Raw genomic sequence first — 26,198 nt, 5'->3', positions numbered from 1 at the left:
GCGACCGCCCCTTCATTCGGCTCAGCCCCTGGCCGTAACCCTGGCTCAGCCTGTGGCTGCGCCGCTTACACCGAGAAGCCCAGCGCGCGCATCTGCTCGCGGCCGTCCTCGGTGATCATGTGCGGGCCCCACGGCGGCGACCAGACCCAGTTGAGCTGCATCTCGGTGATCTGCGGGTGGTCGAGCACCAGCGTCTCCGTCTGGTCGTAGAGCATGTCCGTCAGCGGGCACGCGGGCGAGGTCAGCGTCATGTTGATGACGGCCTTCGACTTGCCCTCGATCCAGATGTCGTAGACCAGGCCCAGGTCGACGACGTTGACGCCGAGCTCGGGGTCGACGACGTCGTACATGCGGTCCTCGACCTCGATGACCAGCTGCTCCTGCTCGGGCGTCTGCTCGGGGCGCGGCGGGACCTCGTAGGTGCTGCCGTCGAGGCCCGGGGCCGGGTTCTCGCCGCCGGCGTCCGGGGTCGCCGGGGTCTCGGGGGTTTCGGTGGTGTTCGGCTCGGTCATCGGTTCACTTCCTTGTCTCCGGTGTTCTCGGTGCCGGTGTCTTCGGCGGCGTCGGCTGGTGCGGCATCGCCTTCGGTTCCGCCGTTGCCGGACAGCGCGTCGGCGGTGGCCGCCTGGAACGCCTTCCAGCCCAGCAGGGCGCACTTGACGCGCGCGGGGTACTTGGCCACGCCGGAGAAGGCGATGCCGTCCCCGATGAGGTCCTCGTCGCCCTCTTCCTTGCCGCGCGAGGTGATCATGCGCTCGAACTCGGCGAGCTTGGCCATTGCCTCCTCGACGGGCTTGCCCATGATTTCCTCGGCCATCACCGACGTCGAGGCCTGGGAGATCGAGCAGCCCACGGCGTCGTAGGACACGTCGGCGACGGTGGTGCCGTCGTCGGAAAGCCGGACGCGCAGCGTCAGCTCGTCGCCGCACGACGGGTTGACGTGGTGGACTTCCGCGTCATACGGATCGCGCAGCCCACTGTGCTGGGGATGCTTGTAGTGGTCCAGGATGACTTCCTGGTACATCGACTCCAGCTTCACTCCCGGCTCCTTTCCTTTGCGGCCTTCCGGTGGGAGGCCCTTCGTGCTTTGCGACGCCGCCGTCCCCGACGCTAGGCGCCGAAGAACTCCTTGGCGTCGCGGATGGCGTCGGCGAGAGCGTCGACTTCTTCCAGCGTGTTGTACAGGTAGAACGATGCGCGTGCGGTGGACTGGACGCCCATGGCGCGGTGCACCGGCCACGCGCAGTGGTGGCCGACGCGGATGCACACGCCGCGGTCGTCGAGGACCTGCCCCAGGTCGTGGGGGTGGATGCCCTCGACCTGGAAGGAAATCGCCGCACCGCGGTCGACCGCCGTGTCGGGGCCGATGATGGTGACGCCGTCGATCTTCTTCAGCGCCTCCAGCGCGGCGGCCGTCAGCTCGTTCTCGTGCGCGGCGACGGCGTCCATGCCGATGGCCGACAGGTACTTCACCGCCGCACCCAAACCGACGACCTGGCTGGTCATCATGGTGCCGGCCTCGAACCGCTGCGGCGGGGCCGCGAAGGTCGTCTCCTCCATGGTGACGACCTCGATCATCGACCCGCCCGTGATGAACGGCGGCAGGGTCTCGAGCAGTTCGGGACGTCCCCACAGCGCGCCGACCCCGGAGGGGCCGAGCATCTTGTGGCCGGAGAAGGCGAGGAAATCCACGCCCAGCTCCTTGACGTCGACCGGCATGTGCGGCACCGACTGGCACGCGTCGAGCACAGTCAGCGCGCCGACGGCCTTGGCCCGGCGGACGATCTCGGCGACGTCGGCGACCGCACCCGTAACATTCGACTGATGGGTGAAGGCCACGACCTTGACGGACTCGTCGAGCTCGAGCGAATCGAGGTCGATCCGGCCGTCCGGGGTCACTCCCCACCACTTCAGCGTCGCACCGGTGCGACGGGCCAGCTCCTGCCACGGAACCAGGTTCGCGTGGTGCTCCAGCTCCGTGACCACGATGACGTCGCCCTCGCCGATGCGGTGGACGCCGGCGCGCTCGTCGCCAAGCGAAAAGGCGACCAGGTTGAGCGCCTCCGTCGCGTTCTTGGTGAACACGAGCTCGTCGTAGCCGGCGCCGATGAACGACGCGATGGCCTCGCGGGCATCCTCGTAGGCGTCGGTGGCCTCCTCCGCCAGCTGATACGCGCCGCGGTGCACGGGCGCATTGTGCTGGGTGATGAAGTCCACCTCGGCCTCGATCACCTGGCGCGGGCGCTGCGACGTCGCACCGGAATCGAGGTACACCAGACGGCGCCCGTCGCGCACCGTGCGCGACAGGATCGGGAAATCGCCGCGCAGCGACCTATCAAGCATTGACGAACCGCTCGTAGCCGTGCTCCTCCAGCTCGTCGGCCAGCTCCGGGCCACCCGACTGCACGATGCGGCCGTCGGCGAAGACGTGCACGTGATCCGGGCGCACGTAGTTCAGGATGCGCTTGTAGTGGGTGATGATGAGGATGCCGCCGTCGTTCTCGTCCTGGTAGCGGTTGATGCCGTCGGAGACGACGCGCAGGGCGTCGACGTCCAGGCCGGAGTCGGTCTCGTCGAGGACCGCGAACTTCGGCTTGAGCAGGTCGAGCTGCAGGATCTCGTGGCGCTTCTTCTCGCCGCCCGAGAAGCCCTCGTTGACCGAGCGCTCGGAGAACGACGGATCGATCTCCAGGTCGGTCATGGCCTCGCGGACCTCCTTGACCCAGTGGCGCAGCTTCGGGGCCTCGCCGCGCACGGCGGTGGCCGCGGTGCGCAGGAAGTTCGACATGGAGACGCCGGTGACCTCGGTCGGGTACTGCATGGCCAGGAAGAGGCCGGCACGGGCGCGCTCGTCGACCTCCATCTCCAGGACGTTCTCGCCGTCGAGGAGGATCTCGCCCTCGGTGACCTCGTAGCGCGGGTGGCCCGCGATGGTGTAGCTGAGGGTCGACTTGCCGGAGCCGTTCGGGCCCATCACGGCGTGGGTCTCGCCCGACTTGATGGTCAGGTTCACGCCCTTCAGGATCGGCTTCGGCTCGCCGGCTTCGTCGTTCGGCAGAACCTGCGCGTGGAGATTGCGGATTTCCAGGGTGCTCATGGGGTGGGCTGTCCTTTTCGTTTCGTCTTCGTCGCTGTTCGCGTCTTCGTGGGGTGGGGCTCTGCGAGCCGCCGGCTGCTAGTAGCCGCCGATCTCGAGTTCGTGGTCGATGATCGCCTCGAGGCGATCGCGGATCGACTCCACCGGGATCAGGTTGATGACCTCGTTGAAGAACCCGCGGACGACGAGGCGCCGGGCCACGTCCTCCGGGATGCCCCTCGACAGCAGATAGAACAGCTGGTCATCGTCGAAACGGCCAACCGTGGCGGCGTGGCCGGCGCCGGCGATCTCGCCGGTCTCGATCTCCAGGTTGGGCACCGCGTCGGCGCGGGCGCCCTCGGTGAGCAGGAGATTGCGGTTGAGCTCGTAGGTGTCGGTGCCCGACGCCTCGGCGCGGATGAGCACGTCGCCGACCCACGCGGTGCGGGCGTCGGTCTTGCCCGAGCCCGGCTCGCCCTGCAGCGCGCCCTTGTACATGACGTTGGAGCGGCAGTTGGGCACGGAGTGGTCGACGAGCAGGCGCTGCTCGAAGTACTGGCCGGCGTCGGCGAAGTAGACGCCGAGCAGCTCGGCGTCGCCGCCCGGGGCGGTGAACTTGACGCGCGGGACGACGCGGACGACGTCGCCGCCGAAGGTCGCCACCGAGTGGCGCAGGACCGAGTCACGGCCCAGCGAGGCGTGGTGGCCCGACAGGTGCACGGCACCCTCGTCCCAGTTCGCCAGGCTGACGACGGACAGGCGGCCCGCATCGCCGACGACGAACTCGACGTTATCGGCGTGGACGCCGGTGCCGCGGTGATCGAGGATGACCACGGCCTCGGCCTGCTCGCGGACGTCGATGACCACGTGGCCGTAGGACACGTTGCCCTCGCCCGGGCCGTCGACGGTGACGGTGACCGGGCCCTGGGCGGCGACGCCCTTGCCGAAGGTCACGACGGTGGCGCTGTCGAAGGACGAGAACGCCTGCGCGGCGACGCGGTCGGTGGGCTTGCCCGCCCGGCCGAGGCGCTCGTCGTCGCGGCCGACGGTCTCGACCGTGATGCCCTCGGCATCGGCGCCGTCGACGGAGATCCGCGAGGCGACGGGATCGCCGGCGGTGCCGTCGTGCAGGCCCGCGAGGCGGCGCAGCGGGGTGAAGCGCCACTCCTCGTCGCGGCCCTTCGGCACGGAGAAGTCGTTCACGTCGAAGGAGGCGAACACGTCGCCCTTGTTGGCCAGCACCCGGCGCTTGTGCTCGGACTGGCCCTCGTTGGTGATAACGCTGGTCATTGGATTAACCGACCGAACCTTCCATCTGCAGTTCAATGAGGCGGTTGAGCTCGAGGGCGTATTCCATCGGGAGCTCCTTGGCGATGGGCTCGACGAAGCCGCGGACGACCATGGCCATGGCCTCGTCTTCGTCGATGCCGCGGCTCATCAGGTAGAAGAGCTGGTCATCGGAGACCTTGGAGACGGTGGCCTCGTGGCCGAGGGTGACGTCGTCCTCGCGCACGTCGACGTACGGGTACGTGTCCGACCGCGAGATGGTGTCCACCAGCAGGGCGTCGCACTCGACGTTGGAGTGCGAGTGCTTGGCGCCCTTGTTGACTTGCACCAGGCCGCGGTAGGCGGCGCGGCCGCCGCCGCGGGCGACGGACTTGGACACGATGTTGGACGACGTGTGCGGCGCCATGTGCACCATCTTCGCGCCGGTGTCCTGGAACTGGCCCTCGCCGGCCATGGCGACGGAGAGGACCTCGCCGCGGGCGTGGGGGCCGGTCATCCAGACGGCCGGGTACTTCATGGTGACCTTGGAACCGATGTTGCCGTCGATCCACTCCATGGTCGCGCCCTCTTCGGCCTTCGCGCGCTTGGTGACCAGGTTGTAGACGTTGTTCGACCAGTTCTGGATGGTCGTGTAGCGGCAGCGGCCGCCCTTCTTCACCACGATCTCGACGACGGCCGAGTGCAGGGAGTCGGACTTGTAGATCGGCGCGGTGCAGCCCTCGACGTAGTGCACGTAGGCATCCTCGTCGACGATGATCAGCGTGCGCTCGAACTGGCCCATGTTCTCCGTGTTGATGCGGAAGTAGGCCTGCAGCGGGATGTCCACGTGGACGCCCTTGGGCACGTAGATGAACGAACCGCCGGACCAGACGGCCGTGTTCAGCGCGGAGAACTTGTTGTCGCCGGCCGGGATGACCGTGCCGAAGTACTCCTGGAAGATCTCCGGGTGCTCCTTGAGCGCCGTGTCGGTGTCCAGGAAGATGACGCCCTGCTCCTCCAGGTCCTCGCGGATCTGGTGGTAGACGACCTCGGACTCGTACTGCGCCGCGACGCCCGCGACGAGGCGCTGCTTCTCCGCCTCGGGGATGCCCAGCTTGTCGTAGGTGTCCTTGATGTCCTGCGGGAGGTCCTCCCACGTCTGCGCCTGCTTCTCGGTGGAGCGGACGAAGTACTTGATGTTGTCGAAGTCGATCGTCGACAAATCCGCGCCCCACGTAGGCATGGGCTTCTTGCCGAAGATGTCGAGGGCCTTGAGACGCGTGTTGAGCATCCACTCGTCCTCGTTCTTCTTCGCGGAGATGTCGCGGACGACGGCCTCCGACAGGCCGCGCTCGGCGGCTGCGCCGGCGGCGTCGGAGTCGTGCCAACCGTACTGGTAGGCGCCGATCGACTCGATGATTTCCTCGTCGGTCTGCGGTGCCTGCACCTTCGCGGAATCGTCCTGGGCGAGGGTCATTGTCCGCTCCTTTCTGCTGGTGCGTGGGTGACTGGTGTCAGGGGGATGTTCGTCGTGCAGATCCCGTTGCCGTCGGCGATGGTCGCCAATGGCTGGGTGTGCTGCCCCAGCAGGTTGCTGACCGCCTCATGTTCGGCGGCGCACAGCTGGGGGAAGTCCTGCGCGACATGGCTGATCGGGCAATGGTGGTGGCAGATCTGCACGCTTCCGGTGGTCTCGTTGACCGTCGCCGCGTAACCGTGGCTCCGGAATGCCGTGACCACCGACTCGACGACGTCGTCGAGGTCGGTTTCTCCGCCTACCGGCTCGATGCCGGCGAGGATCTCGGCGACGCGGCGCCGCGCGAAGGCGGAAACGGCCGCGTCTCCCCCGGCCTCGCGCAGCGCGTCGAGCGCCGCGGCGGCCAGGGAATCGTAGGCGTGCCCGAACTTGGCCCGCCCCTCGTCGGTGAGACGGAAGGACTTCGCCGGCCGTCCGCGGCCCCGGGGGCCGGTCGACGGCGCGGGCGCGGTTTCGGCGAGGCCTTCGTCGACGAGGATGTCGAGGTGTCGGCGCACTCCCGCGGCCGACAGCCCCAACTCGTCGGCGATGGTGCCCGCCGAGGCCGGGTTGTGTTCGAGCAACGCGAGCAGGATCCTGCGGCGCGTGTCTCCGTCGGCGCCCTTGGTGGACGCATCGTCGTTGGCCATGCCGCTGGTTCACCTCCCGTGTCGTTCGGGCCGGGCCGTGGTGGCCCCGACCCGCATGTGGGTCCGTCCCGGTGGCTGCCGGGTATTAGACAACACGAGTGTTCCGTAAATCGGCCCAGATGTCCAACGCCCCTCCCCGGCGCGTCGCCTGCGGCGGTTAGACTCTACCCGTGCCAGAGACTCAACTTCGCGGGGGCGCCGCCCGCTGGATCATCGACGCGTTGCCGCGCATCGGCCGCGCCGGTTCGCGGTCGGCGGCGCTGCACCGCGGCATCGAGTCTCCCCTGGCCTTCCGCGTCGATCACCGCGAGCTGCGCCGCTTCACGTGGCTGCGCTGGCTGGGCACGCTCGGCGCGATCCTCGTCCTGGTCGGCGGCGTCGGCGCGGGCGCGACGCCGGTGGTCGGCAACGTCTTCTGGGAGACGCCCGTCGGTTCGGCGTTGGGCCGGATGCTCATTTCCACGACGATCGTCACGTTCACGGGCATCGGAATGCTCATCGTGGCGTGGTTGGGCGTCGGCGCGTTCGTCGCCACCGGCGCCCGCACCCGCGTGTCGTCGGTGGACACGGGCATGCTCGTGCGCACCTTCGCGGCATGGGTCGTCCCGCTCATTTTCACCGCGCCGCTGTTCACGCAGGACATCTACTCGTATCTCGCGCAGGGCGCCGTCGTCGATCGGGGCATGGACCCCTACGCGGCCGGCCCCGTCGAGCTGCTGGGCCCGGCTGATCCGCTCGCCCGCTCGGTGCCGCTGATCTGGGCGGATTCGCCGAGCCCCTATGGCCCGACCGCCATGATCGGCGCCTGGGCCATTTCCGCGATCACCGGCGATGCGGCCCTGCCCTCGGTGTTCCTGCACCGCCTGGTCGCGGTCGTGTCGCTCTACGTCGTGGCGTGGGCGCTGGTGCGCCTGGCGCTGCGGTGCGGCGTCAGCCCGCAGTTCGCGCTGTGGCTCGGCGTGCTCAATCCCCTGACCCTGCTGCATCTGGTCGGCGGCATCCACAACGAGGCCCTGCTGCTCGCCCTCCTGCTCTCCGGCATGGAGCTGTGCCTGGTGGCGTTGCACGGTCCCCCGGTCGCCGGCGCCCCGGATCATCCAGTCGAACCCCGGTCGCCCGCGCTAACCCGCAACGGCTGGCTCCTGTTCGCCGCCGGCGTCGCGCTGATCTCGCTGGCCGGCATGGTGAAGGTCACCGGCTTCGTCGCGCTGGGCTTCGTCGGCATGGCGCTGGCCCGCAGGTTCGGCTTTGCGACGATCTCCGTCCTCCGCGCAGCCGCCGCCACCGCCCTGTGCGCCGCGGGCACCATCGTGGCCGTGTGCCTGGCGTCGGGCCTGGGTTTCGGGTGGATCACCAGCCAGGGCGGTGCGGCGACGGTGCGGTCGTGGATGTCGTTGCCGACGCTGCTGGGCATCGCGTCGGGCTTCGCCGGCCGGGTGCTGGGCATCGGCGACGTGTCGGAATCCGCCCTGGCGCTCACCCGCGGGCTGGGCATCCTGCTGGCCGGCGCGTGGCTGCTGCGCATGCTCTGGGCGACGTTCCGCGGCCGCATCCACCCGCTGGGCGGATACGGCCTGGCCATGTTCGCGATGGTGCTGCTGTTCCCGGTGGTCCACCCCTGGTACCTGCTGTGGGCGCTGGTGCCGCTGTCGGGCTGGGCCAACCGCACGCAGTTCCGGTGGGCCGTCGTCGCCTACTCGGCGGTGTTCAGCCTCACCGTCCTGCCGCGCGGCCTCGGCCTGCCGCCGGGCACGGTGCTGCAGATCTACCTCGGGTCGATCGCGGCGTTCATCGTCTGCATGGCCATCATCTTCGCCGTGTCCTGGCGGACCAAGGTCTTCCGCCTCCGCTGACGCCCATCGGGACCCCGCCGCACCCGGATCGGCGGGCGACCACGTGGGCACCGGTCCGTCGTCACGCCCCCGCCCGGGCCCGCCCCGGGACCGCTCGCCTAGGATGTCCAGTCGTGACCAGGAACACCGACACCCCGGCGCTGCAGCTGCGCGGCGTGACCAAGCACTTCGGCGACGTCACCGCCGTCGACGGGCTGGATCTGTCGCTCGAGCGCGGCCGCGTCCTCGCCCTGCTGGGCCCGAACGGCGCCGGCAAGACCACCACCGTCGAAATGTGCGAGGGATTCGTGCGCCCCGACGGCGGCGAGGTGCGCGTCCTCGGCCTCGACCCCATGCGCGACACCGACGAACTGCGCACCCGCATCGGCATCATGCTGCAGGGCGGCGGCGCGTACCCGGGCGTGCGGGTCGGCGAAATGGTCGACCTCGTGGCGTCGTACTCGGATGATCCGCTGGACGTGGATTGGCTGCTCGACGTCGTCGGGCTCTCGCGCCACCGCCGCACCTCCTACCGTCGGCTCTCCGGCGGCCAGCAGCAGCGGCTATCGCTCGCGTGCGCCCTGGTGGGGCGCCCCGAGCTGGTGTTCCTGGACGAGCCGACCGCCGGATTGGACGCCCAATCCCGCCTGGCCGTGTGGGATCTGGTGTCCTCGCTGCGCCGTGACGGCGTCACCGTCGTGCTGACCACCCACCTGATGGACGAGGCCGAGGCGCTTGCCGACGACGTCCTCATCATCGACCGCGGCCGCGCCGTGGCGTCGGGCACGACCGCCGACATCACCGCCGGGACCTCGACGCAGGCGGCGGTGCTCGAGGTCGACCGCGCCATCGACGCCGAGTCGCTGGCCGCCCACCTGCGCGGGGCCCGTTCCCGGGCGGCCACCGACGCGCCGGAGAGGGAATCCGACATCGCCGTGGAGGCCACCGCCCCCAACCGCTACCGCGTCACCGGTGCCGCGGACCCTCGCGGAATCGCCGATCTGACAGCCTGGTGCGCGGACCACGACGTGCAGGTCTCCGAGCTGCGCGTGGCGCGGCGGAGCCTGGAGGACGTGTTCCTCGACATCACCGGCCGAGAGATGAGGAGCTGACATGGCGCCGACGACCCGTTTCCCCGAGGGCACCTTCGCCCCCGCCCCGAAGCGCGCGCCGATGGGCCGCGTGCTGGCGTCGCAGACGAAGCTCGAATCGACGCTGATCTGGCGCCACGGCGAGCAGATGCTGCTGACCATGATCATCCCGCTGGCCATGCTCATCGGCTTCACGCTCGTGCCGGTGCTCGACCGCGAGGCGCCCATCGTCACCGTGTTCCCCATGGTCCTGGCGGTGGCGACTATGTCGTCGGGCTTCACCGGCCAGGCCATCGCCGTCGGCTTCGACCGCAGGTACGGGGCGCTCAAGCGCATCGGCGCGTCGGCCCTGCCCAAGTGGGGCATCATCGCCGGCAAGGCGGGCGCGGTGGCCATCATGGTCACGGCGCAGTTCCTCATCTTCACCGCCGCCGCGCTCGCGCTGGGCTATCGGGCGCCGGTGGCCGCGTTCCTGCTCGCCTACGCGGTGACCATGCTGGGCACCACCGCGTTCACCGCGATGGGCCTGCTCATGGGCGGCACGCTCGGCGCCGAGCTGATCCTGGGGCTGGCCAACCTCATCTGGTTCATCCTGCTGGGCGCGGCGACCTTCGTCGCCGTGGGCCCGGAGCTTTCCGACGGCGCCCGCATGGCCCTGAGCATCCTCCCGTCGGTGGCCCTGACGGAGTCCCTCATCGCCGCATTCGACGGCCGGCTGGCCTGGTTCCCGCTGGCGATTCTCGCCGCGTGGGGCGCTTTGTGCGCCATCGCCGCGACACGCCTGTTCCGCTTCGAGGCCAAGGGAGAATAGCGAACCCCGGGGGGTAAGGTGGGAAGACGTGAGCGACGCCGACCGTAAACTCCCCCTGTCCTTCCTGCCGCTGCCGACGATCGCCCAGCAGAGGCTGATCGCGCTGCTGGTGCTCATCGCCCAAGCGGGCATCGCGGTCACCGGTTCCATCGTCCGCGTGACGGGTTCGGGCCTGGGCTGCGACACGTGGCCCCAGTGCCACGAGGGCAGCTTCACCCCGGTCGCCGGCGCCGCGCCCTGGATCCACCAGGCCATCGAGTTCGGCAATCGCCTGCTGACCTTCGTGCTCGCCGCGCTGACCCTGATCATGTTCCTCGCCGTGCTGCGGGCCGGTCGCCGCAAGGCCGTCCTGTGGCTGGCCTTCCTCAACGGCCTGGGCATCATCGTCCAGGCGGTCATCGGCGGCATTTCGGTGCTGGTCGACCTGACCTGGTACTCCGTCGCCCTGCACTTCCTGGCCACCATCGTCCTGGTGTGGCTGGCGGGCATGCTCTACGTCAAGGTGCAGGAGCCCGACGACGGCCATGCCGTGCGCATCTACGCCAAGCCCCTTCGCGATCTGGCCGGCGCCTCCGGTCTGGCGCTGACGGCCACGCTGGTCACCGGCACCATGGTCACCGGCGCCGGCCCCCACGCCGGCGACGCCTCCATCTCCCCCGACGACCGACTGCAGCTGCCGATCATCGAGCTGTCCCATGTCCACGCCGGCTTCATGTACCTGTACCTGGGCATGTCCATCGGCCTGGTCGTCGGCCTCATCGCCATGAAGGCCGAGCCCGGCCTGCGCAGGCTCGGCTGGTGGCTGGTCGCGCTCATCGTCGCCCAGGGCGCCGTCGGCATGGTCCAGTACTGGGCCGGCGTGCCCGAGGCCCTGGTCCCCGTCCATGTCGCCGGGTCGGTGGCGCTGACCGGCGTGACCGCCATCGTGTGGCAGCTCGGCTGGCGCCATGCCGGCGGCACGGCCACGTCCACGGGTTCTCCTGCCGGCGACGCCGAGTACAACTCGGCCAACGCGAAGGTCGCGGTCTAGGCCGTTCCCCGCCCGACCGCCGGTAGTCTGGCGGCATGCGCGGAATCATCATCGACTCCTTCGGCGGGCCCGATCACCTGCACTTTCGAGATGACCTCCCCGACCCCATCCCGGGCGACGGGGAGGTCGTCGTGTCGGTGGACGCGATCGGCGTCAATTTCACCGACGTCTACCAGCGCGAGGGCATCTATCCCCGCCCGCTGCCGTTCACGCCGGGCTCCGAGGGCGTCGGCCGGATCAAGGCCCTGGGCCCGGGTGCTGCGGGCTGGTCGGTCGGCGATCGCGTCGCCTGGTGCAACGCCCCCGACTCCTACGCGGAGCAGGTCGCGGTCCCGGCGGATTCCCTCATCGCGGTGCCCGGCGACATCCCCGACGACGTCGCCGCCTCCATCCTCCTCCAGGGCCTGACGGCCCACTTCCTGGTCAACGACGTCGGCCGCCTCGCCCCCGGCTCCACCGTGCTGCTCACCGCAGGGGCGGGCGGCGTGGGGCTGCTGCTCACGCAGCTGGCCGTCGCGGCGGGCGCCCGCGTCGCCTCGGTGGTCTCCTCCGACGCGAAGGAGCAGTTGGCCCGCGGGGCGGGCGCCGAGCTGGTCCTGCGTTACGACGACGACCTCCCCGCCCGCATCCGCGACTGGACCCGCAGCGGCTTCGAGCACGGCTCCGGGCACGGCACCGAGCAGGGCAACGGTGATGGCCCCGGCGTGGACGTCGTGTTCGACGGTGTCGGTCAGTCGACGTTCGACGCGTCGCTGCAGTGCGCCCGCGTCCGAGGCCTGGTGGTGCTCTTCGGCGCCGCCTCGGGGCCCGTGCCGCCGATGGATCCGCAGAAGCTCAACGAGCACGGTTCGCTGTTCCTCACGCGCCCGCACCTGCGCCACTTCATCCGCGACCGCGCCGAGCTCGAGGCCCGTGCACACGACGTCCTCGGGCTCGTCGCCGATGGCACGCTGCGGGTCCGCGTCGGGGACCGCTTCCCGCTTGCCGACGCCGCCGCGGCACACCGTGCGCTCCAGGCGCGGAAGACGACGGGATCGGTGGTCGTGGTGCCGTAGGCGTCGTCAAGCAACCGGCTAGAAGCCGAGCATCTCCGCGACGGTGCGCAGGCCCAGCACCGCGTCGACGGACAGGCCGACGCACACCAGCGCGAGGTAGTTGTTGGACAGCAGGAACAGCTTCATGGGCTTGATCTCGCCGCCGGCCTTCACCGAATTGTGCAGCGCCACCGCACCCCACGTGAACCAGACGCCCGCCAGCACCGACACCGCCAGGTAGACCCAGCCGGCCGCCGGGATGAGCAGGAACGTCGTCGCGACCGTGGCCAGCGTGTAGGCGATGATGCGCACCGTGACGTACAGCGGCGGGCGGACGACGGGCATCATGGGCACGCCGGCGGCCTCGTAATCCTCGCGGTACTTCAGGCCCAGCGCCCACGTGTGCGGGGGCGTCCAGAAGAAGATGACCAGGAACAGCACGATCGCCTGCCACCAGTGCAGCCAGCCCGTCACCGACGGCGCATTGTCCGTGATGACCGCCCAGCCGACGAGCACCGGCATGCAGCCGGCGGCGCCGCCCCACACCACGTTCTGGTCCGTGCGGCGCTTGAGCCACATCGTGTACACGAAGACGTAGAACGCGATGGTCAGCAGGATGAAGATGCCCGCCAGCAGCGAATCGCACAGCAGCCACAGCCACAGGAAGCTGGCCACCGTCAGCACACCGCCGAAGATCATCGCATTGCGGTTGCTCACCGACTGCCGCGCCAGGGGGCGCTTGCGCGTGCGGTTCATCACCTTGTCGATGTCCGAGTCGGCGACCATGTTGAACGTGTTCGCGGCCGCGGCGCCCATCCAGCCGCCCACCAGGGTGAGGAGGATGAGGCCGACGTGGACCTCGCCGCGATCGGCCTGCAGCATCGCCGGAATCGCGGCGACCAGAAGCAGCTCGATCACACGGGGCTTGGTCAGAGCCACGTACGCCTTGACGGTGTCCAGCAAAGGGGGTCCTCTCACATGAGTTGAAGCTCCAACCCAATCGGTCGGATGGGACGGGCGAAAAGTTCCCGGTCCTCCTGCGACGTCACGGAAATGTCCCGGAGCGGAAGCGCGGGAAAGCCACGGTCCACCCGGACCCGGCAATGGTAGCGCCTGCCGCATGCCCCGGCGGGCACCGGGGGCGCGTGCCGCCGCGTGAATTGCGTCGCGCGCGCAACGGCCCGGGAGCGGCGGTTGCCGATAGTTCCCGCGCGAGTGGCCCCGGAATCGGCCATCGAAGGGCATACAATGGCCGGGAACTCATTCGCGAGCGAGAACCAGGAGCATCAACAGTGACCCTCTCCCCCGAGCTGCAGGCCCGCGTCGTGCGGAATTACCCCTCGGACTGGACCGACCTGGACACCCGGGCCGTCGACACCGTCCGAGTCCTGGCCGCCGACGCCGTGCAGAAGTGCGGGTCCGGCCACCCCGGCACCGCCATGAGCCTCGCGCCGCTGGCGTACACCCTGTACCAGCGGGTGATGCGCCTCGACCCGAAGAACCCGAAGTGGGCCGGCCGCGACCGTTTCGTCCTGTCGTGCGGCCACTCCTCGCTGACGCAGTACATCCAGCTCTACCTGGCCGGCTTCGGCCTGGAGCTCGACGACATCGAGGCGCTGCGCACGTGGGGCTCCCTGACCCCGGGCCACCCGGAATACGGGCACACCGACGGCGTCGAGATCACCACCGGCCCGCTGGGCCAGGGCCTGGCCTCGGCCGTGGGCATGGCCATGGCCGCCCGCCGCGAGCGCGGCCTGTTCGACCCGGAGGCCCCGACCGGCCAGTCGCCGTTCGACCACCACATCTACGTCATCGCCTCCGACGGCGACATCCAGGAGGGCGTCACCGCCGAGGCCGGCTCCATCGCGGGCACCCAGCAGCTGGGCAACCTCATCGTCTTCTGGGACGACAACGGCATCTCCATCGAGGACGACACCACCATCGCCTTCACCGAGAACGTCTCGGACCGCTACCGCGCATACGGCTGGCAGGTCATCGAGGTCGACGGCGGCGAGGACGTCGCGGCCATCGAGCGCGCCGTCGAGGAGGCCAAGGCCGACACCCAGCGCCCGACGTTCATCCGCGTGCGCACCGTCATCGCCTACCCGGCCCCCAACGCCATGAACACCGGTGCCTCGCACGGCGCCGCCCTCGGCGACGACGAGATCGCGCTGATCAAGAAGGAGCTCGGCTTCGACCCGGAGCAGACCTTCGAGGTCTCCGACGAGGTCATCGCCCACACCCGCGCAGTCGCCGACCGTTCGTCGGAGGCCCGCGAGGCGTGGCAGAAGTCCTTCGACGAGTGGGCCGCGGCCAACCCGGAGCGCAAGGAGCTCTTCGACCGCCTCGAGGCCCGCGCGCTGCCCGAGGGCTTCGCCGACGACATGCCGTCGTGGGAGCCCGACGCCAAGGGCGTGGCCACCCGCAAGGCCTCCGAGGCTGCGCTGCAGGCGCTGGGCAAGACCCTGCCGGAGCTGTGGGGCGGCTCGGCCGACCTGGCCGGCTCCAACAACACCGTGATCAAGGGCGAGGCGTCGTTCGGCCCGAAGGAGATCACCACCGAGACGTGGACGACCCACCCGTACGGCCGCAACCTGCACTTCGGCATCCGCGAGCACGCCATGGGCTCCATCCTCAACGGCATCGCGCTGCACGGCGGCACCCGCCCCTACGGCGGCACCTTCCTCATCTTCTCCGACTACATGCGCCCGGCCGTCCGCCTGGCGTCGCTGATGGACATCTCCCCGCTGTACGTGTGGACGCACGACTCCATCGGCCTCGGCGAGGACGGCCCGACCCACCAGCCGATCGAGCAGCTGGCCACCCTGCGCGCCATGCCGGGCATGACCACCCTGCGCCCGGCCGACGCCAACGAGACCGCCGCCGCGTGGGTCGCCGCCCTCGAGGGCGCCCCGGGCCCGAAGGCCCTGGCCCTGACCCGCCAGAACGTCCCGGTGCTCGAGGGCACAAAGGAGAAGGCCGCCGAGGGTGTGCGCCGCGGCGCCTACGTCCTGGTCGAGGCCGAGGGCGGCACGCCGGACATCATCCTCATGGCCACCGGCTCCGAGGTCCAGATGGCCGTCGAGGCCGCCGAGGTGCTGGCCGGCGAGGGCGTCAAGGCCCGCGTCGTCTCCGCGCCGTCGCTCGACTGGTTCGACCTGCAGGACGACGCCTACCGCGAGTCCGTGCTGCCGAAGTCGGTCCGCGCCCGCGTGTCCGTCGAAGCCGGCATCGCCATGCCGTGGCACAAGTACCTCGGCGACGCCGGCCGCGCCGTGTCCATCGAGCACTTCGGCGCCTCGGCGCCGTACCAGCGCCTCTTCGACGAGTTCGGCATGACCACCGACGCCGTCGTCGCGGCCGCCCGCGAGTCCCTGGCCGCCGCGGAATAATCCCCGGCGCCGAGGGCCCGCCCCGGCAATTCGCTCCCGCCGCCCCGGCCGCCCCTCGTGCGACGGGGCGGCGCTCGCGTGCCGACGCTAACGTGGGTACCCATGGGCGTCGCAAAGCAGAACGCGCGGCGCCGGATGATGCATTACTCGAAGACGAAGACAACCAAGGAAAGGCAACGATGACCAATCCCAATCTCGATGCACTCGCCACCGCCGGCACCTCCGCGTGGCTCGACGACCTCTCCCGCCAGCGCCTCGACGGCGGTGAGCTGAAGTCCCTCGTGGACGAGTACGCCGTGGTCGGCGTGACCACCAACCCCGCGATCTTCTCCTCCGCGATGACCGTCGGCGACGCCTACGACGAGCAGCTGCGCGAGCTCGCCGCCTCCGGCGCCGATGCGGCCGAGACCGTGTTCACCATGGCCATCGACGACGTCCGCCGCGCCTGCGACGAGCTCGCCGACGTCTCCGCCCGCACCGGCGGCGCCGACGGCCGGGTCTCCATCGAGGTCGACCCGCGCTTCGCCGACGATTACGAAGAGACCATCGCCCAGGCCCGCCAGCTGTGGGAGCGCGTGGGCAAGTCCAACGCCATGATCAAGATCCCGGCCACCGACGCGTCCCTGCCCGCGGTCAGCGACGCGCTCGCCGACGGCATCTGCGTCAACGTGACCCTCATCTTCTCCCTCGAGCGCTACCGCCAGGTCGTCGACGCCTTCATCACCGGCATCGAGCGGGCGAAGGAGAACGGCCACGACCTGTCGGCGATCCACTCGGTGGCGTCGTTCTTCGTCTCGCGCGTGGACACGGAGATCGACAAGCGCCTCGAGGCCGCCGGCACGCCCGAGGCCCTCGAGCTGCGCGGCAAGGCCGGCCTGGCCAACGCCCGCCTGGCCTACGCCGAGTTCGAGCGCGCCTTCGGCGCCGACGCCGAGCGCTGGCAGCCGCTGTCGCAGGCCGGCGCCAACGCCCAGCGCCCGCTGTGGGCGTCGACCGGCGTGAAGAACCCGGACTACCCCGCCACCCTCTACGTCACCGAGCTGGCCGGCCCGCACACCGTCAACACCATGCCGGAGAAGACCCTGCGCGCCACCGCCGACGCCGACCTCGACGGCGTCACCGACACCCTGTCCGGGTACGGCGAGCAGGCCCGCAAGACGATGGACGACATCGCCGCCGCGGGCATCGACCTCGACGACGTCTTCGCCGTCCTCGAGCGCGAGGGCGTGGAGAAGTTCGTCGACTCCTGGCAGGAGCTGCTCGACTCCATCGACGGCCGGCTGACCGAGATCCGCGGCAAGTAGCCGCACCCGATCGGCGCCGCCGCTCCACCGTTGACCGACACCTCCCCGAAAGAACCTTCAGTGACCTCTGACATCTCCGGCGCCATCGCCGACGATTGGACCAATCCCCTGCGCGACCCGCAGGACAAGCGACTCCCCCGCATCGCCGGCCCCGGCGGCATGGTCATCTTCGGCGTCACCGGTGACCTGGCGCGCAAGAAGCTGCTGCCGGCCATCTACGACCTCGCCAACCGCGGCCTGCTGCCGGCGTCCTTCGCGCTGGTCGGCTACGGCCGCCGCGAATGGTCGAAGGAGTTCTTCGAGAACTACGTGCGCGAGGCCGTCGAGGCCGGCGCGCGCACCCCGTTCCGCGAGAACGTGTGGCAGCGCCTGGCCGAGGGCATCCACTTCGTCCAGGGCACCTTCGTCGACGACGAGGCCTTCGACCGCCTGGCGGCCAAGCTCGCCGAGCTCGATGCCTCCCGCGGCACCGCCGGCAACTGGGCGTACTACCTGTCCATCCCGCCGGACAACTTCCCCGACGTGTGCCACCAGCTCGACCGGGCCGGCCTGGCGCAGGCGGGCGAGGAGAACTGGCGGCGGGTGGTCATCGAGAAGCCCTTCGGCCACGACCTCGAGTCGGCGCAGGAGCTGAACAAGATCGTCAACTCCGTGTTCCCGGAGAAGTCGGTGTTCCGCATCGACCACTACCTGGGCAAGGAGACGGTGCAGAACATCCTGGCCATGCGCTTCGCCAACCAGCTGTTCGACCCGCTGTGGAACTCGCACTACGTCGACCACGTCCAGATCACCATGGCCGAGGACATCGGCCTGGGCGGCCGCGCCGGCTACTACGATGGCATCGGCGCCGCCCGCGACGTCATCCAGAACCACCTGCTGCAGCTGCTGGCGCTGGTGGCCATGGAAGAACCGGTCGCCTTCACCCCGGAGGAGCTGCAGGCCGAGAAGATCAAGGTGCTGCGCGCCACCGAGCCGGTGCGCCCGCTGTCGAAGACAACGGCCCGCGGCCAGTACTCCGCGGGCTGGCAGGGCAGCCACCACGTCAAGGGCCTGCGCGAGGAGGAGGGCTTCGACCCGGAGTCGACCACCGAGACGTACGCGGCGTGCACGCTGCAGATCAATTCCCGCCGCTGGGCGGGCGTGCCGTTCTACGTGCGCACGGGCAAGCGCCTGGGCCGCCGCGTCACGGAGATCGCCCTGGTGTTCAAGTCGGCGCCGCACCTGCCGTTCGCCGACACCATGACCACGGCGCTGGGCCAGAACGCGATGGTCATCCGCGTCCAGCCGGACGAGGGCGTGCTCATGCGCTTCGGCTCCAAGGTGCCGGGTTCGACCATGGAGGTCCGCGACGTCAACATGGACTTCTCCTACTCGGAGTCGTTCACCGAGCAGTCCCCGGAGGCCTACGAGCGGCTGATCCTCGACGCGCTTCTCGACGAGGCCAGCCTCTTCCCCACCAACGAGGAAGTCGAGCTGTCCTGGAAGATCCTCGACCCGGTCATCGAGTACTGGGGCAAGCGGGGCCAGCCGGACGAGTACCCGGCCGGCACGTGGGGCCCGGCGTCCGCCGACCGGATGCTCGAGCGCGAAGGCCGCACCTGGCGCCGTCCCTGACGGGCGGGACAGGCGAAACAGGTACCAGGGAAAGGAACACCACCGTGCCAATGATCATCAATCTGCCCGACACCGACACGCGGGTCATCGCCCGCCAGTTGGTGACCCTGCGCGAGAAGGGCGGCATCGTCACCACCGGCCGCGTGCTCACGCTCATCGTCCTCGCCCAGCGCGGCGATGACCTGGAGTCCATCATCAAGGCGGTCAACAACGTCTCCCGCGAGCACCCGGCCCGCGTGCTCGTGCTCGTCGCGGGCGAGCCGCGGGGGGCCAACCGCCTCGACGCCGAGCTCCGGCTGGGCGGCGAAGCGGGTGCCGCGGAGGTCGTCGTCATGCATCTCGAAGGCGAGGTCGGCGCCCACCCGGAGGCGATCGTCACCCCGCTGCTGCTGCCGGACACCCCGGTGGTGGCGTGGTGGCCGTCGACGCCGCCGCAGGTGCCGGCCGCGACGCCGATCGGCCAGATCGCGCAGCGCCGCATCACCGATTCGCTGGCGGACCCGGACGCCAACGCCGTCTACACCCGCCGCACCGGCTACACCCCGGGCGATTCGGATCTGGCGTGGTCGCGCCTGACCGCGTGGCGCGGCGTGCTGGCCTCGGCGCTGGATTTCCCGCCGCACGGCAAGATTTCCTCCGCGCGCATCGAGGGCCCGGGCGAGGACCCGTCGGTGGATCTCGCCGCGGGCTGGCTCGCCGATCGCCTGGCCGCGCCGGTGCAGCGCGTGGTCACCGATGAGCCGGAGGTCCCGCTCGACGCCGAGGGCGAGCCCAAGCCGCCGGTGTCCAGGGTCGTCCTGGTGCGCCGCGGCGACGACGGCGAGTGCACCGACGTCACCGTCGAGGTGGAGAACGCCTCCACCGCCTGCGTGACCATCACCGGCCGCCCGTCGTTCAAGGTCGCGCTGTCGCGCCGCACGACGGTCGATTGCCTGGCCGAGGAGCTGCGCCACCTCGACCCCGACACCGCCTACGCTCGCGCCCTGCGCGGTTTGGGCCGCATCCGCCGCCTGACCCGCGAGGAGGCCGAGGAGCTGGAAGCCTCGCTTGACGACGCCCCCTCCGCAGCCCACCGGTCCCCCGCCCCCGCATCCGCCCACCAGCCCGAGGAGTCCTCTCGATGACCGACAGCGCACCCGCGCCCGAATTTTCCCGCCACGCCGACCAGGACGCCCTGGTCGAGGCCGCCCGCGCCCGTTTCGTCGACGTCGTGTGCGCCGCACAGGGCGATGACGGCATGGCCCGCGTCGCCGTGACCGGCGGCGGCGCCGGCATCGCCCTGCTGTCCGCCCTGGCCGCCGACTCCGGCGACATCGACTGGGCGCGCGTCATGGTCTTCTTCGGCGACGAGCGCTTCGTCCCCGAGGAGTCGCCGGACCGCAATGTCGGCCAGGCTCGCGAGGCACTGTTCGACCACGTGGACATCCCCGAGTCGTACATCTTCCCCATTGCGCCGTCCGGCGGCGCGTACCTGGAGGACCCGGTCTGCGCGGCCGACGCCTACGCCGACATCCTGGAGATGCACGCCCCCGACGGCTTCGACGTGCACCTGCTGGGCATGGGCCCCGAGGGCCACGTCAACTCCCTGTTCCCCCACACCCCGGCCATCGCCGAGACCGAGCGCACCGTCGTCGAGGTCCGCGACTGCCCCAAGCCGCCGCCGACCCGCGTGTCCCTGACGCTGCCGGCCGTCAACGCCAGCGAGCGCGTGTGGCTGCTCGTCTCCGGCGAGGCGAAGGCCGAGGCCGCCAAGGCCATCGCCGACGGCGCCGATCCCGCCGAGTGGCCGGCCGCCGGCGTGCGCGGCACGGCCGAGACCATCGTCTTCGTCGACGACGCCGCGGCCTCCCTGCTCTAGCTCCGGTCAACGACCTCGCGCGCATCCGACAGATGCGAAACGGGGCCCGGACGGTGAATTCCGTCCGGGCCCCGTTTCGTCGTCACGCAGCCGGCCCTGGGCCGTGCACGCCTTGCGGCGTGCAATCGGCGGCGTGCGCTTGTGGGCGCCCGCTGCCAGCCGCTACCAGTTGAAGGCCTGGAACAGGCCCAGCAGCACGATCGACGCAAGCCACAGGATGGCCGTGATGATGGTGACGTAGTCGAGGTTCTTCTCCACCACCGTCGAACCCGACAGGTTCGACTGCATGCCGCCGCCGAAAAGGCTGGACAGGCCGCCGCCCTTGCCCTTGTGGAGCAGGACGAACAGGGTCATCAGCACGGAGGTGATGACCAGGACGATCTGGATGGCGAGGTACACGCGCACTTCCCTACGGTTCTCGACTGAAGATGGCAGGTGATTGGTGGTGGCGGGCCCGGCAATGGCCGGGCCCGCAATCAACTGACCAGGTTACCGTACCGGCGCGCCACCGCCCAGCACGAGGGGCGGCGCGTCCCGAAGCGGGGACCCTGCCGGCGGGGGCATGACGGTTAGCCCGAGTTGCGCAGCGCCGTGGCCAGGCCGTTCATGGTCAGCTGGATGCCGCGGCGGACCTTGTCGCGGGCATCGCCGGCACGGTACCGGCGCAGCATCTCCAGCTGGATGGCGTTGAGCGGCATGAGGTAGGGGAACCGCATGTCCACCGAGCGCGCCAGCAGCGGGTTGTCCTCGAGCAGCGAGGAGTAGCCGGTGACCTTCATGAACATCTCGAGGGTCAGCTCGAACTCCTCGCGGATGCGGCCGAAGATCCGGTCGGCGACCTCGCGGTCGGTGACCAGGTCGGCGTAGAGCTTGGCCAGCTCCAGATCCGTCTTCGACATGACCTGCGCCATGTTCGACAGGACCGAATGGAAGAACGGCCAGGTCCGGTTGAGCTCGCGGAGCTCCTCCAGGCGCGACCCGTCCTCGTCCTCGCCGATCCACTCGCGCAGGGCGGTGCCCACGCCGAACCAGCCCGGGACCATCGAGCGCTGCTGCGACCACGCCAGCACCCACGGGATCGCGCGCAGATCGGAGATCGACGTCGTCTGCTTGCGCGACGACGGGCGCGAACCGATGTTGAGGCTGCCGATCTCGCCGACGGGCGTGGAGGTCTCGAAGAACTCGATGAAGCCCGGGTCCTCGTGCATCAGCGCCGCGTAGGCGTCGCGGGAGCGCTCCGAGATCTCCGACATGACCCGGTACGCGTGGTCCTGGTCGTCCAGGTCCTCGAGGTCGAGCAGGGTCGACTCGATCGTCGCGGAGACCAGGGCCTCCAGATTGCGGCGCGCGGAGACCGGGTGGCCGTACTTGGCCGAGATGATCTCGCCCTGCTCCGTGATGCGCACCGACCCCTGCACCGCACCCTTGGGCTGGGCCAGGATCGCCTCGTAGGAGGGGCCGCCGCCACGGCCCACCGTGCCGCCGCGGCCGTGGAAGAGGCGCAGGCGCACGCCCTCCTCGCGGGCGACCTTCGCGATGGCCGTCTCGGCGTCGTAGAGCGCCCAGTTCGCGGCGAAGTAGCCGCCGTCCTTGTTCGAGTCCGAGTAGCCGAGCATGACCTCCTGCAGATCGCCGCGCGAGGCGACGTAGCGGCGGTAGAGCGGGACGTCCCACGCCTCGCGCAGCACCGACGCGCCCGCTTGCAGGTCCTCGATGGTCTCGAACAGCGGGATGACGTCGACCGTGCCGCCGGGGACCCCGTCTTCGACGGAGATCAGGCCGACCTCCTTGAGCAGGATCATCGGCTCCAGCAGATCGGACACCGACGAGCACATGGAGATGATGCAGTGCGGCACGACCTCGGGGCCGTACGCCTCGACGGCGTCGGCCGCGGCGCGCATGATGCCGAGCTCGCGCTCGGTGACCTCCGACAGCGCGACCCCGCGCGGGATCAGCGGGCGGGCCGAGGCCAGCTCGGAGACGAGGATCTCCACGCGGCGGCGTTCCGGCAGGGACCGGTAGTCCTCCGCGACGCCGGAGAGGCGGAAGAGCTCGGTGAGGATGTCCTCGTGGCTCTCCGAATTCTGGCGCAGATCCAGCGAGTACAGGTGGAAGCCGAAGACGTCGGTCGCGCCCTGGATGTCGGCCAGGCGGTGGTCGGCGATGAGGTCGTCGTGGCTGTGCCGCAGCGACGCCTCGACGACGTCGAGGTCGGCGCGCATCTCCGCGACGCTCCCGTACGGCTCGTGGTCCGACCAGTCCCCCTCCACGACCGACTGGCCGAGGCGGGAGATGGCGGTGGCGGCCACGCGGCCGCGGATGCCGTGGACGGCGCGGCGGTACGGCTCGTCGACGCGATTGGGGACGTCGTTCTGGCCGCGGTTGGCCAGCTCGACCAGATCCACCGACACCTGCGTCAGGCGGTCGGAGAAGCTCAGCTCCCGCTCGAGCGCGTGGAGCTGCTTGACGTAATGGCGCAGGATCGTCGCGGCCGCGCGATCGGTGGCGTAGCGCACGACGTCCTCGGTGACGTACGGGTTGCCGTCGTGGTCGCCGCCGATCCAGGAACCCATGCGCAGCACCGGGGTCTCCGGCACGTCCGGGCCGCCCAGCTCTCGCATCGCCCCGACGACGTCGCGGTTGAGCTTGGGCACCGTCTCCAGCAGGGACAGCTGGTAGTAGCGAAGGCCGACCTCGACCTCGTCGCGGATGTCCGGGCGGTTCATGCGGATCAGCGCGGTCTGCCACAGCGTCATGATCCGCCGGCGGATCTCCAGGTCCAGCGCCTCGAGCCGGGCATCGGTGCGGGCGGTGCGCGGCGCGGCGAGCACCGCGTGGCGGTCGCGCATCGACGCGCCGATGTGCTTCTGCACGTCGAACACCGTGCGGCGGCGCGTCTCCGTCGGGTGCGCGGTGAGCACCGGGACGACCTCGGCGGCATTCATCATCGCCGCGAGGTCCGACCCCGGCACGCGGGCCTCGCGCAGCTTCTCCCACGTCGCCTCGAGCGAGGACTCGCGCGGTGGCTCACCGGCGTCGAGGCCCTCCTCCAGAAGACGCTCCTCGTGGAGATCCTCCGCCAGGTTCGCCAGCAGGGCGAAGTGCGTGAACGCGCGGATGATCGGCGTGGTCTCCGCGGGATCGATGTCGCGGAACAGGCCGGTCAGCTCCCCGATCTCCGCCTCGCCGCGATGCAGGCGGAACGCCGTGCGGCGCGCATTCTCCACCAAATCGAAGACCTCGTCGCCCTCCTGCTCGCGGATGACGTCGCCGAGGATCCGGCCCAAATGCCGGATGTCGTCGCGCAAGGTCTCGTCGCTGGTCTTCTTCGTTCCCGGATCCACCATTTCCGAATCTCCTGTCATGTGGGGTTCCACGTTGCCGTCGTCAAGCCTCCCACCGTGCGAAACGCCCCGGGCCAACGAGAAAACGTTGCCGGGGCGTGCCGTCAGCGGTGCGGGACCGGGCGTGCTACTTGACCGCGTCCGCCGCCAGGGCCGACAGCTTGGCGAAGGCCTCGCCGTCCAGCGACGCGCCGCCGACCAGGCCGCCGTCGACGTCCGGCTGGCCGACGATGTCGGCGACGTTCTCCGCCTTCACCGAACCGCCGTAGAGGATGCGCATCTCCTTGCCCAGCTTCTCGCCGCCGAGCTCGGTGACGGTCTCGCGGATGGCCTTGCAAACCTCCTGGGCGTCGGCCGACGACGCGACCTTGCCCGTGCCGATGGCCCACACCGGCTCGTAGGCGATGACGACCTTGGCCAGATCGGCCTCCGACAGGCCCTCGAGCGAGCCCTTGACCTGCTCGACGACGTGCTCGACGTGCTTGCCGGCCTCGCGGACCTCCAGGGGCTCGCCGACGCACACGATCGGGGCCATCGAGGCCTTCAGCGCGGCCTTGGCCTTCTTGGCCACCAGCGCGTCATCCTCGGCGTGCATCTCGCGGCGCTCGGAGTGGCCGACGACGACCCAGCGGCAGCCGAGCTTGGACAGCATCGCCGCGGAGATCTCGCCGGTGTAGGCGCCGGACTCGTGGACGGACACGTCCTGGGCGCCGTAGGTCACGGCCAGCTTGTCGCCCTCGACCAGGGTCTGCACGGAGCGGATGTCGGTGAACGGCGGGATGACCGCGACGTCGACCTTGTCGTAGTACTCCTTCGGCAGGGCGAAGGCGAGCTTCTGCACGACGCCGATGGCCTCCAGGTGGTTGAGGTTCATCTTCCAGTTGCCGGCGATGAGGGGCTTGCGTGCCATTGTGGGTGTCACTTCCTGAGATGGTTAAACGAATGTGGGGTGCGGGCGGCGCGGTCAATGCGCGCGCCGTCCGCGGTCGGTGCCCGGGCGCTTCCGGGAAATCCCGGGGCGCCCCGGATTGCTCCGGAGTGCTAGGACTCCAGCACCTGGACGCCGGGGAGGTCCTTGCCCTCGAGGTACTCGAGGGAGGCGCCGCCGCCGGTGGAGATGTGGCTGAAACCGTCCTCGTCGAGGCCGAGGGTGCGCACGGCCGCGGCGGAGTCGCCGCCGCCGACGACGGAGAAGCAGCCGTTGTCGCGGGTCGCGTCGATGATCGCCTGGGCGACGAAGCGGGTGCCGTTGGCGAACGCGTCCATCTCGAACACGCCCATCGGGCCGTTCCAGAAGACGGTCTTGGTGCCGGCCAGCTTCTCGGCGAAGGCCTTGGCGGAGTCCGGGCCGATGTCCAGGCCCATCCAGCCCTCCGGGATGGAGTCGGCGGCGACGACCTTGTGGTCGGCGTCGGCGGCGAACTCGGAGGCGGCCACGACGTCGGTCGGCAGCACGATCTGGTCGCCGTACTTCTCCAGCAGCTCCTTGCAGGTGTCGATCATCTCCTCCTGCAGCAGGGAGCCGCCGACGGAGTGGCCCTGCGCGGCGAGGAAGGTGAAGCACATGCCGCCGCCGATGATCAGGTAGTCGACCTTCGGGGCCAGGGCCTCGATGACGCCGAGCTTGTCGGAGACCTTCGAGCCGCCCAGCACCACGGCGTAGGGCTTCTCGGGGGTCTCGCCGACCTTGCGCAGCACCTCGAGCTCCGACTGGACCAGGCCGCCGGCGTAGTGCGGCAGCTTCTTCGCGACGTCGTAGACCGACGCCTGCGCGCGGTGGACCACGCCGAAGCCGTCGGAGACGAACGCGCCCTCCGGGACCAGGGCGGCCAGCTCGCCGGCGAAGGCCTCGCGCTCCGACTCGTCCTTCGAGGTCTCGCGGGCGTCGAAGCGGATGTTCTCCAGCAGCAGCACGTCACCGTCGGTCAGGCCGTTGGCGCGCTCGTGGGCGTCCTCGCCCGACACGTCGCCGGCGACGGCCACGTAGCGGTCCAGGCGCTCGGACAGCGCCTCGGCGACCGGCGCCAGGGACAGGTCCGGGTTGACCTCGCCCTTGGGGCGGCCCAGGTGGGCGGTGACGACGACCTTGGCGCCGGCATCCGACAGCGCCTTCAGGGTGGGAACCGACGCGTCGATGCGGCCCGGGTCGGTGATCGAACCGTCCTTGAGCGGGACGTTGAGGTCGGAGCGAACCAGGACGTAACGGCCCTCGACGCCCTCGTCGAGGAGATCCTGCAGGGTCTTGACGGTCATGTGGGGTTCTTCCTTCGTGTGATAAAGCCCCAGGGCCGGGGGGGGGGGGGGGGGGCCCCCCCCCCCCCGGGGCGGGGGGGGAGAGCCGCGATAAGGAGGGGGGTAGTATTAAAAAAAACCAACCCCC

At 70.1% G+C, this 26,198-nt stretch carries 22 protein-coding genes; 10 read left to right on the top strand and 12 right to left on the bottom strand.

The window, feature by feature from the left end:
* Window positions 1–65: 65 nt before the first annotated feature.
* The 7 genes from ACFWGD_RS08475 to ACFWGD_RS08445 form a co-directional block, all read right to left on the bottom strand.
* Window positions 66–512: a metal-sulfur cluster assembly factor gene (locus ACFWGD_RS08475; protein ID WP_377778211.1), complete on the bottom strand. Its 447-nt coding sequence runs from the start codon at window positions 510–512 to the stop codon at window positions 66–68.
* The gene (gene sufU, locus ACFWGD_RS08470; protein ID WP_377778210.1) at window positions 509–1,039 is read right to left on the bottom strand and encodes a Fe-S cluster assembly sulfur transfer protein SufU; all 531 of its coding nucleotides are present in this window, start codon (window positions 1,037–1,039) and stop codon (window positions 509–511) included. The genes ACFWGD_RS08475 and sufU overlap by 4 nt, the downstream gene beginning before the upstream one ends.
* A gap of 71 nt (window positions 1,040–1,110) precedes the next feature.
* Entirely contained in the window at window positions 1,111–2,343 is a 1,233-nt protein-coding gene (locus ACFWGD_RS08465; RefSeq protein WP_377778209.1) for a cysteine desulfurase, read from the bottom strand.
* A complete protein-coding gene (sufC, locus tag ACFWGD_RS08460; RefSeq protein WP_377778208.1) occupies window positions 2,336–3,097 on the bottom strand; it encodes a Fe-S cluster assembly ATPase SufC in 762 nt (253 codons plus the stop codon). Before sufC ends, ACFWGD_RS08465 begins: the two co-directional genes overlap by 8 nt.
* Window positions 3,098–3,175: 78 nt before the next feature.
* Window positions 3,176–4,366 carry a Fe-S cluster assembly protein SufD gene (sufD, locus tag ACFWGD_RS08455; protein ID WP_377778207.1) on the bottom strand — a complete coding sequence of 397 codons (1,191 nt, stop codon included), beginning with the start codon at window positions 4,364–4,366 and terminating at the stop codon, window positions 3,176–3,178.
* A 4-nt stretch (window positions 4,367–4,370) separates the two neighbouring features.
* A complete protein-coding gene (sufB, locus tag ACFWGD_RS08450) occupies window positions 4,371–5,819 on the bottom strand; it encodes a Fe-S cluster assembly protein SufB (protein WP_377778206.1) in 1,449 nt (482 codons plus the stop codon).
* Window positions 5,816–6,508 (bottom strand): helix-turn-helix transcriptional regulator, encoded by a 693-nt coding sequence (locus ACFWGD_RS08445; protein WP_377778205.1) that lies wholly within the window; start codon window positions 6,506–6,508, stop codon window positions 5,816–5,818. The genes sufB and ACFWGD_RS08445 overlap by 4 nt, the downstream gene beginning before the upstream one ends.
* Before the next feature lie 170 nt (window positions 6,509–6,678).
* On the opposite strand from ACFWGD_RS08445, the gene mptB reads away from it, so the two are divergent.
* The 5 genes from mptB (at window position 6,679) to ACFWGD_RS08420 (ending at window position 12,327) form a co-directional block, all read left to right on the top strand.
* On the top strand, window positions 6,679–8,361 hold the full coding sequence (gene mptB / locus ACFWGD_RS08440; protein ID WP_377778204.1) for a polyprenol phosphomannose-dependent alpha 1,6 mannosyltransferase MptB: 1,683 nt from the start codon (window positions 6,679–6,681) through the stop codon (window positions 8,359–8,361).
* Between the two features lie 113 nt (window positions 8,362–8,474).
* Window positions 8,475–9,452 carry an ABC transporter ATP-binding protein gene (locus ACFWGD_RS08435; RefSeq protein ID WP_377778203.1) on the top strand — a complete coding sequence of 326 codons (978 nt, stop codon included), beginning with the start codon at window positions 8,475–8,477 and terminating at the stop codon, window positions 9,450–9,452.
* A 1-nt stretch (window position 9,453) separates the two neighbouring features.
* Window positions 9,454–10,242, top strand: coding sequence for an ABC transporter permease (locus tag ACFWGD_RS08430; RefSeq protein ID WP_377778202.1), 789 nt, complete (start codon window positions 9,454–9,456; stop codon window positions 10,240–10,242).
* Between the two features lie 28 nt (window positions 10,243–10,270).
* Entirely contained in the window at window positions 10,271–11,272 is a 1,002-nt protein-coding gene (locus tag ACFWGD_RS08425) for a heme A synthase (protein WP_377778201.1), read from the top strand.
* A gap of 35 nt (window positions 11,273–11,307) precedes the next feature.
* Window positions 11,308–12,327, top strand: coding sequence for a quinone oxidoreductase family protein (locus tag ACFWGD_RS08420; RefSeq protein ID WP_377778200.1), 1,020 nt, complete (start codon window positions 11,308–11,310; stop codon window positions 12,325–12,327).
* A gap of 18 nt (window positions 12,328–12,345) precedes the next feature.
* Here ACFWGD_RS08420 and ACFWGD_RS08415 read toward each other — a convergent pair whose 3' ends face one another.
* A complete protein-coding gene (locus tag ACFWGD_RS08415) occupies window positions 12,346–13,266 on the bottom strand; it encodes a heme o synthase (protein WP_377778358.1) in 921 nt (306 codons plus the stop codon).
* A 332-nt stretch (window positions 13,267–13,598) separates the two neighbouring features.
* Between ACFWGD_RS08415 and tkt the strand changes: the two genes are divergently transcribed.
* The 5 genes from tkt (at window position 13,599) to pgl (ending at window position 20,474) form a co-directional block, all read left to right on the top strand.
* On the top strand, window positions 13,599–15,698 hold the full coding sequence (gene tkt, locus ACFWGD_RS08410; protein WP_377778199.1) for a transketolase: 2,100 nt from the start codon (window positions 13,599–13,601) through the stop codon (window positions 15,696–15,698).
* Window positions 15,699–15,877: 179 nt separating this feature from the next.
* On the top strand, window positions 15,878–17,002 hold the full coding sequence (gene tal, locus ACFWGD_RS08405; protein WP_377778198.1) for a transaldolase: 1,125 nt from the start codon (window positions 15,878–15,880) through the stop codon (window positions 17,000–17,002).
* Window positions 17,003–17,062: 60 nt separating this feature from the next.
* The gene (gene zwf / locus ACFWGD_RS08400) at window positions 17,063–18,616 is read left to right on the top strand and encodes a glucose-6-phosphate dehydrogenase (protein ID WP_377778197.1); all 1,554 of its coding nucleotides are present in this window, start codon (window positions 17,063–17,065) and stop codon (window positions 18,614–18,616) included.
* Window positions 18,617–18,666: 50 nt separating this feature from the next.
* Entirely contained in the window at window positions 18,667–19,740 is a 1,074-nt protein-coding gene (locus tag ACFWGD_RS08395; protein ID WP_377778357.1) for a glucose-6-phosphate dehydrogenase assembly protein OpcA, read from the top strand.
* Window positions 19,737–20,474, top strand: coding sequence for a 6-phosphogluconolactonase (pgl, locus tag ACFWGD_RS08390; protein ID WP_377778196.1), 738 nt, complete (start codon window positions 19,737–19,739; stop codon window positions 20,472–20,474). The genes ACFWGD_RS08395 and pgl overlap by 4 nt, the downstream gene beginning before the upstream one ends.
* A gap of 162 nt (window positions 20,475–20,636) precedes the next feature.
* Here the strand turns inward: pgl and secG are convergent, their stop codons facing one another.
* The 4 genes from secG to ACFWGD_RS08370 form a co-directional block, all read right to left on the bottom strand.
* Window positions 20,637–20,873, bottom strand: coding sequence for a preprotein translocase subunit SecG (gene secG / locus ACFWGD_RS08385; protein ID WP_377778195.1), 237 nt, complete (start codon window positions 20,871–20,873; stop codon window positions 20,637–20,639).
* Between the two features lie 170 nt (window positions 20,874–21,043).
* Window positions 21,044–23,839, bottom strand: coding sequence for a phosphoenolpyruvate carboxylase (gene ppc / locus ACFWGD_RS08380; RefSeq protein ID WP_377778194.1), 2,796 nt, complete (start codon window positions 23,837–23,839; stop codon window positions 21,044–21,046).
* Window positions 23,840–23,945: 106 nt separating this feature from the next.
* Window positions 23,946–24,728: a triose-phosphate isomerase gene (gene tpiA, locus ACFWGD_RS08375; protein WP_377778193.1), complete on the bottom strand. Its 783-nt coding sequence runs from the start codon at window positions 24,726–24,728 to the stop codon at window positions 23,946–23,948.
* A gap of 131 nt (window positions 24,729–24,859) precedes the next feature.
* Window positions 24,860–26,071, bottom strand: a complete 1,212-nt coding sequence (locus ACFWGD_RS08370) for a phosphoglycerate kinase (RefSeq protein ID WP_377778192.1) — start codon at window positions 26,069–26,071, stop codon at window positions 24,860–24,862.
* Between the last annotated feature and the right edge of the window lie 127 nt (window positions 26,072–26,198).

It is taken from the genome of Corynebacterium sp. NPDC060344 (assembly GCF_042725215.1).
Lineage (GTDB): Bacteria > Actinomycetota > Actinomycetes > Mycobacteriales > Mycobacteriaceae > Corynebacterium.
This window is presented reverse-complemented; position numbering and strand designations above follow the sequence as displayed.

Bases quoted from the DNA above. Each gene is read 5' to 3' on its own strand.
- ACFWGD_RS08430 (WP_377778202.1), top strand. From the start codon at position 9,454: ATGGCGCCGACGACCCGTTTCCCCGAGGGCACCTTCGCCCCCGCCCCG.
- sufB (WP_377778206.1), bottom strand. From the start codon at position 5,819: ATGACCCTCGCCCAGGACGATTCCGCGAAGGTGCAGGCACCGCAGACC.
- sufC (WP_377778208.1), bottom strand. From the start codon at position 3,097: ATGAGCACCCTGGAAATCCGCAATCTCCACGCGCAGGTTCTGCCGAAC.
- pgl (WP_377778196.1), top strand. From the start codon at position 19,737: ATGACCGACAGCGCACCCGCGCCCGAATTTTCCCGCCACGCCGACCAG.
- tal (WP_377778198.1), top strand. From the start codon at position 15,878: ATGACCAATCCCAATCTCGATGCACTCGCCACCGCCGGCACCTCCGCG.
- ACFWGD_RS08465 (WP_377778209.1), bottom strand. From the start codon at position 2,343: ATGCTTGATAGGTCGCTGCGCGGCGATTTCCCGATCCTGTCGCGCACG.
- ACFWGD_RS08420 (WP_377778200.1), top strand. From the start codon at position 11,308: ATGCGCGGAATCATCATCGACTCCTTCGGCGGGCCCGATCACCTGCAC.
- ppc (WP_377778194.1), bottom strand. From the start codon at position 23,839: ATGACAGGAGATTCGGAAATGGTGGATCCGGGAACGAAGAAGACCAGC.
- ACFWGD_RS08445 (WP_377778205.1), bottom strand. From the start codon at position 6,508: ATGGCCAACGACGATGCGTCCACCAAGGGCGCCGACGGAGACACGCGC.
- ACFWGD_RS08370 (WP_377778192.1), bottom strand. From the start codon at position 26,071: ATGACCGTCAAGACCCTGCAGGATCTCCTCGACGAGGGCGTCGAGGGC.
- ACFWGD_RS08475 (WP_377778211.1), bottom strand. From the start codon at position 512: ATGACCGAGCCGAACACCACCGAAACCCCCGAGACCCCGGCGACCCCG.
- tpiA (WP_377778193.1), bottom strand. From the start codon at position 24,728: ATGGCACGCAAGCCCCTCATCGCCGGCAACTGGAAGATGAACCTCAAC.
- sufD (WP_377778207.1), bottom strand. From the start codon at position 4,366: ATGACCAGCGTTATCACCAACGAGGGCCAGTCCGAGCACAAGCGCCGG.
- ACFWGD_RS08395 (WP_377778357.1), top strand. From the start codon at position 18,667: ATGATCATCAATCTGCCCGACACCGACACGCGGGTCATCGCCCGCCAG.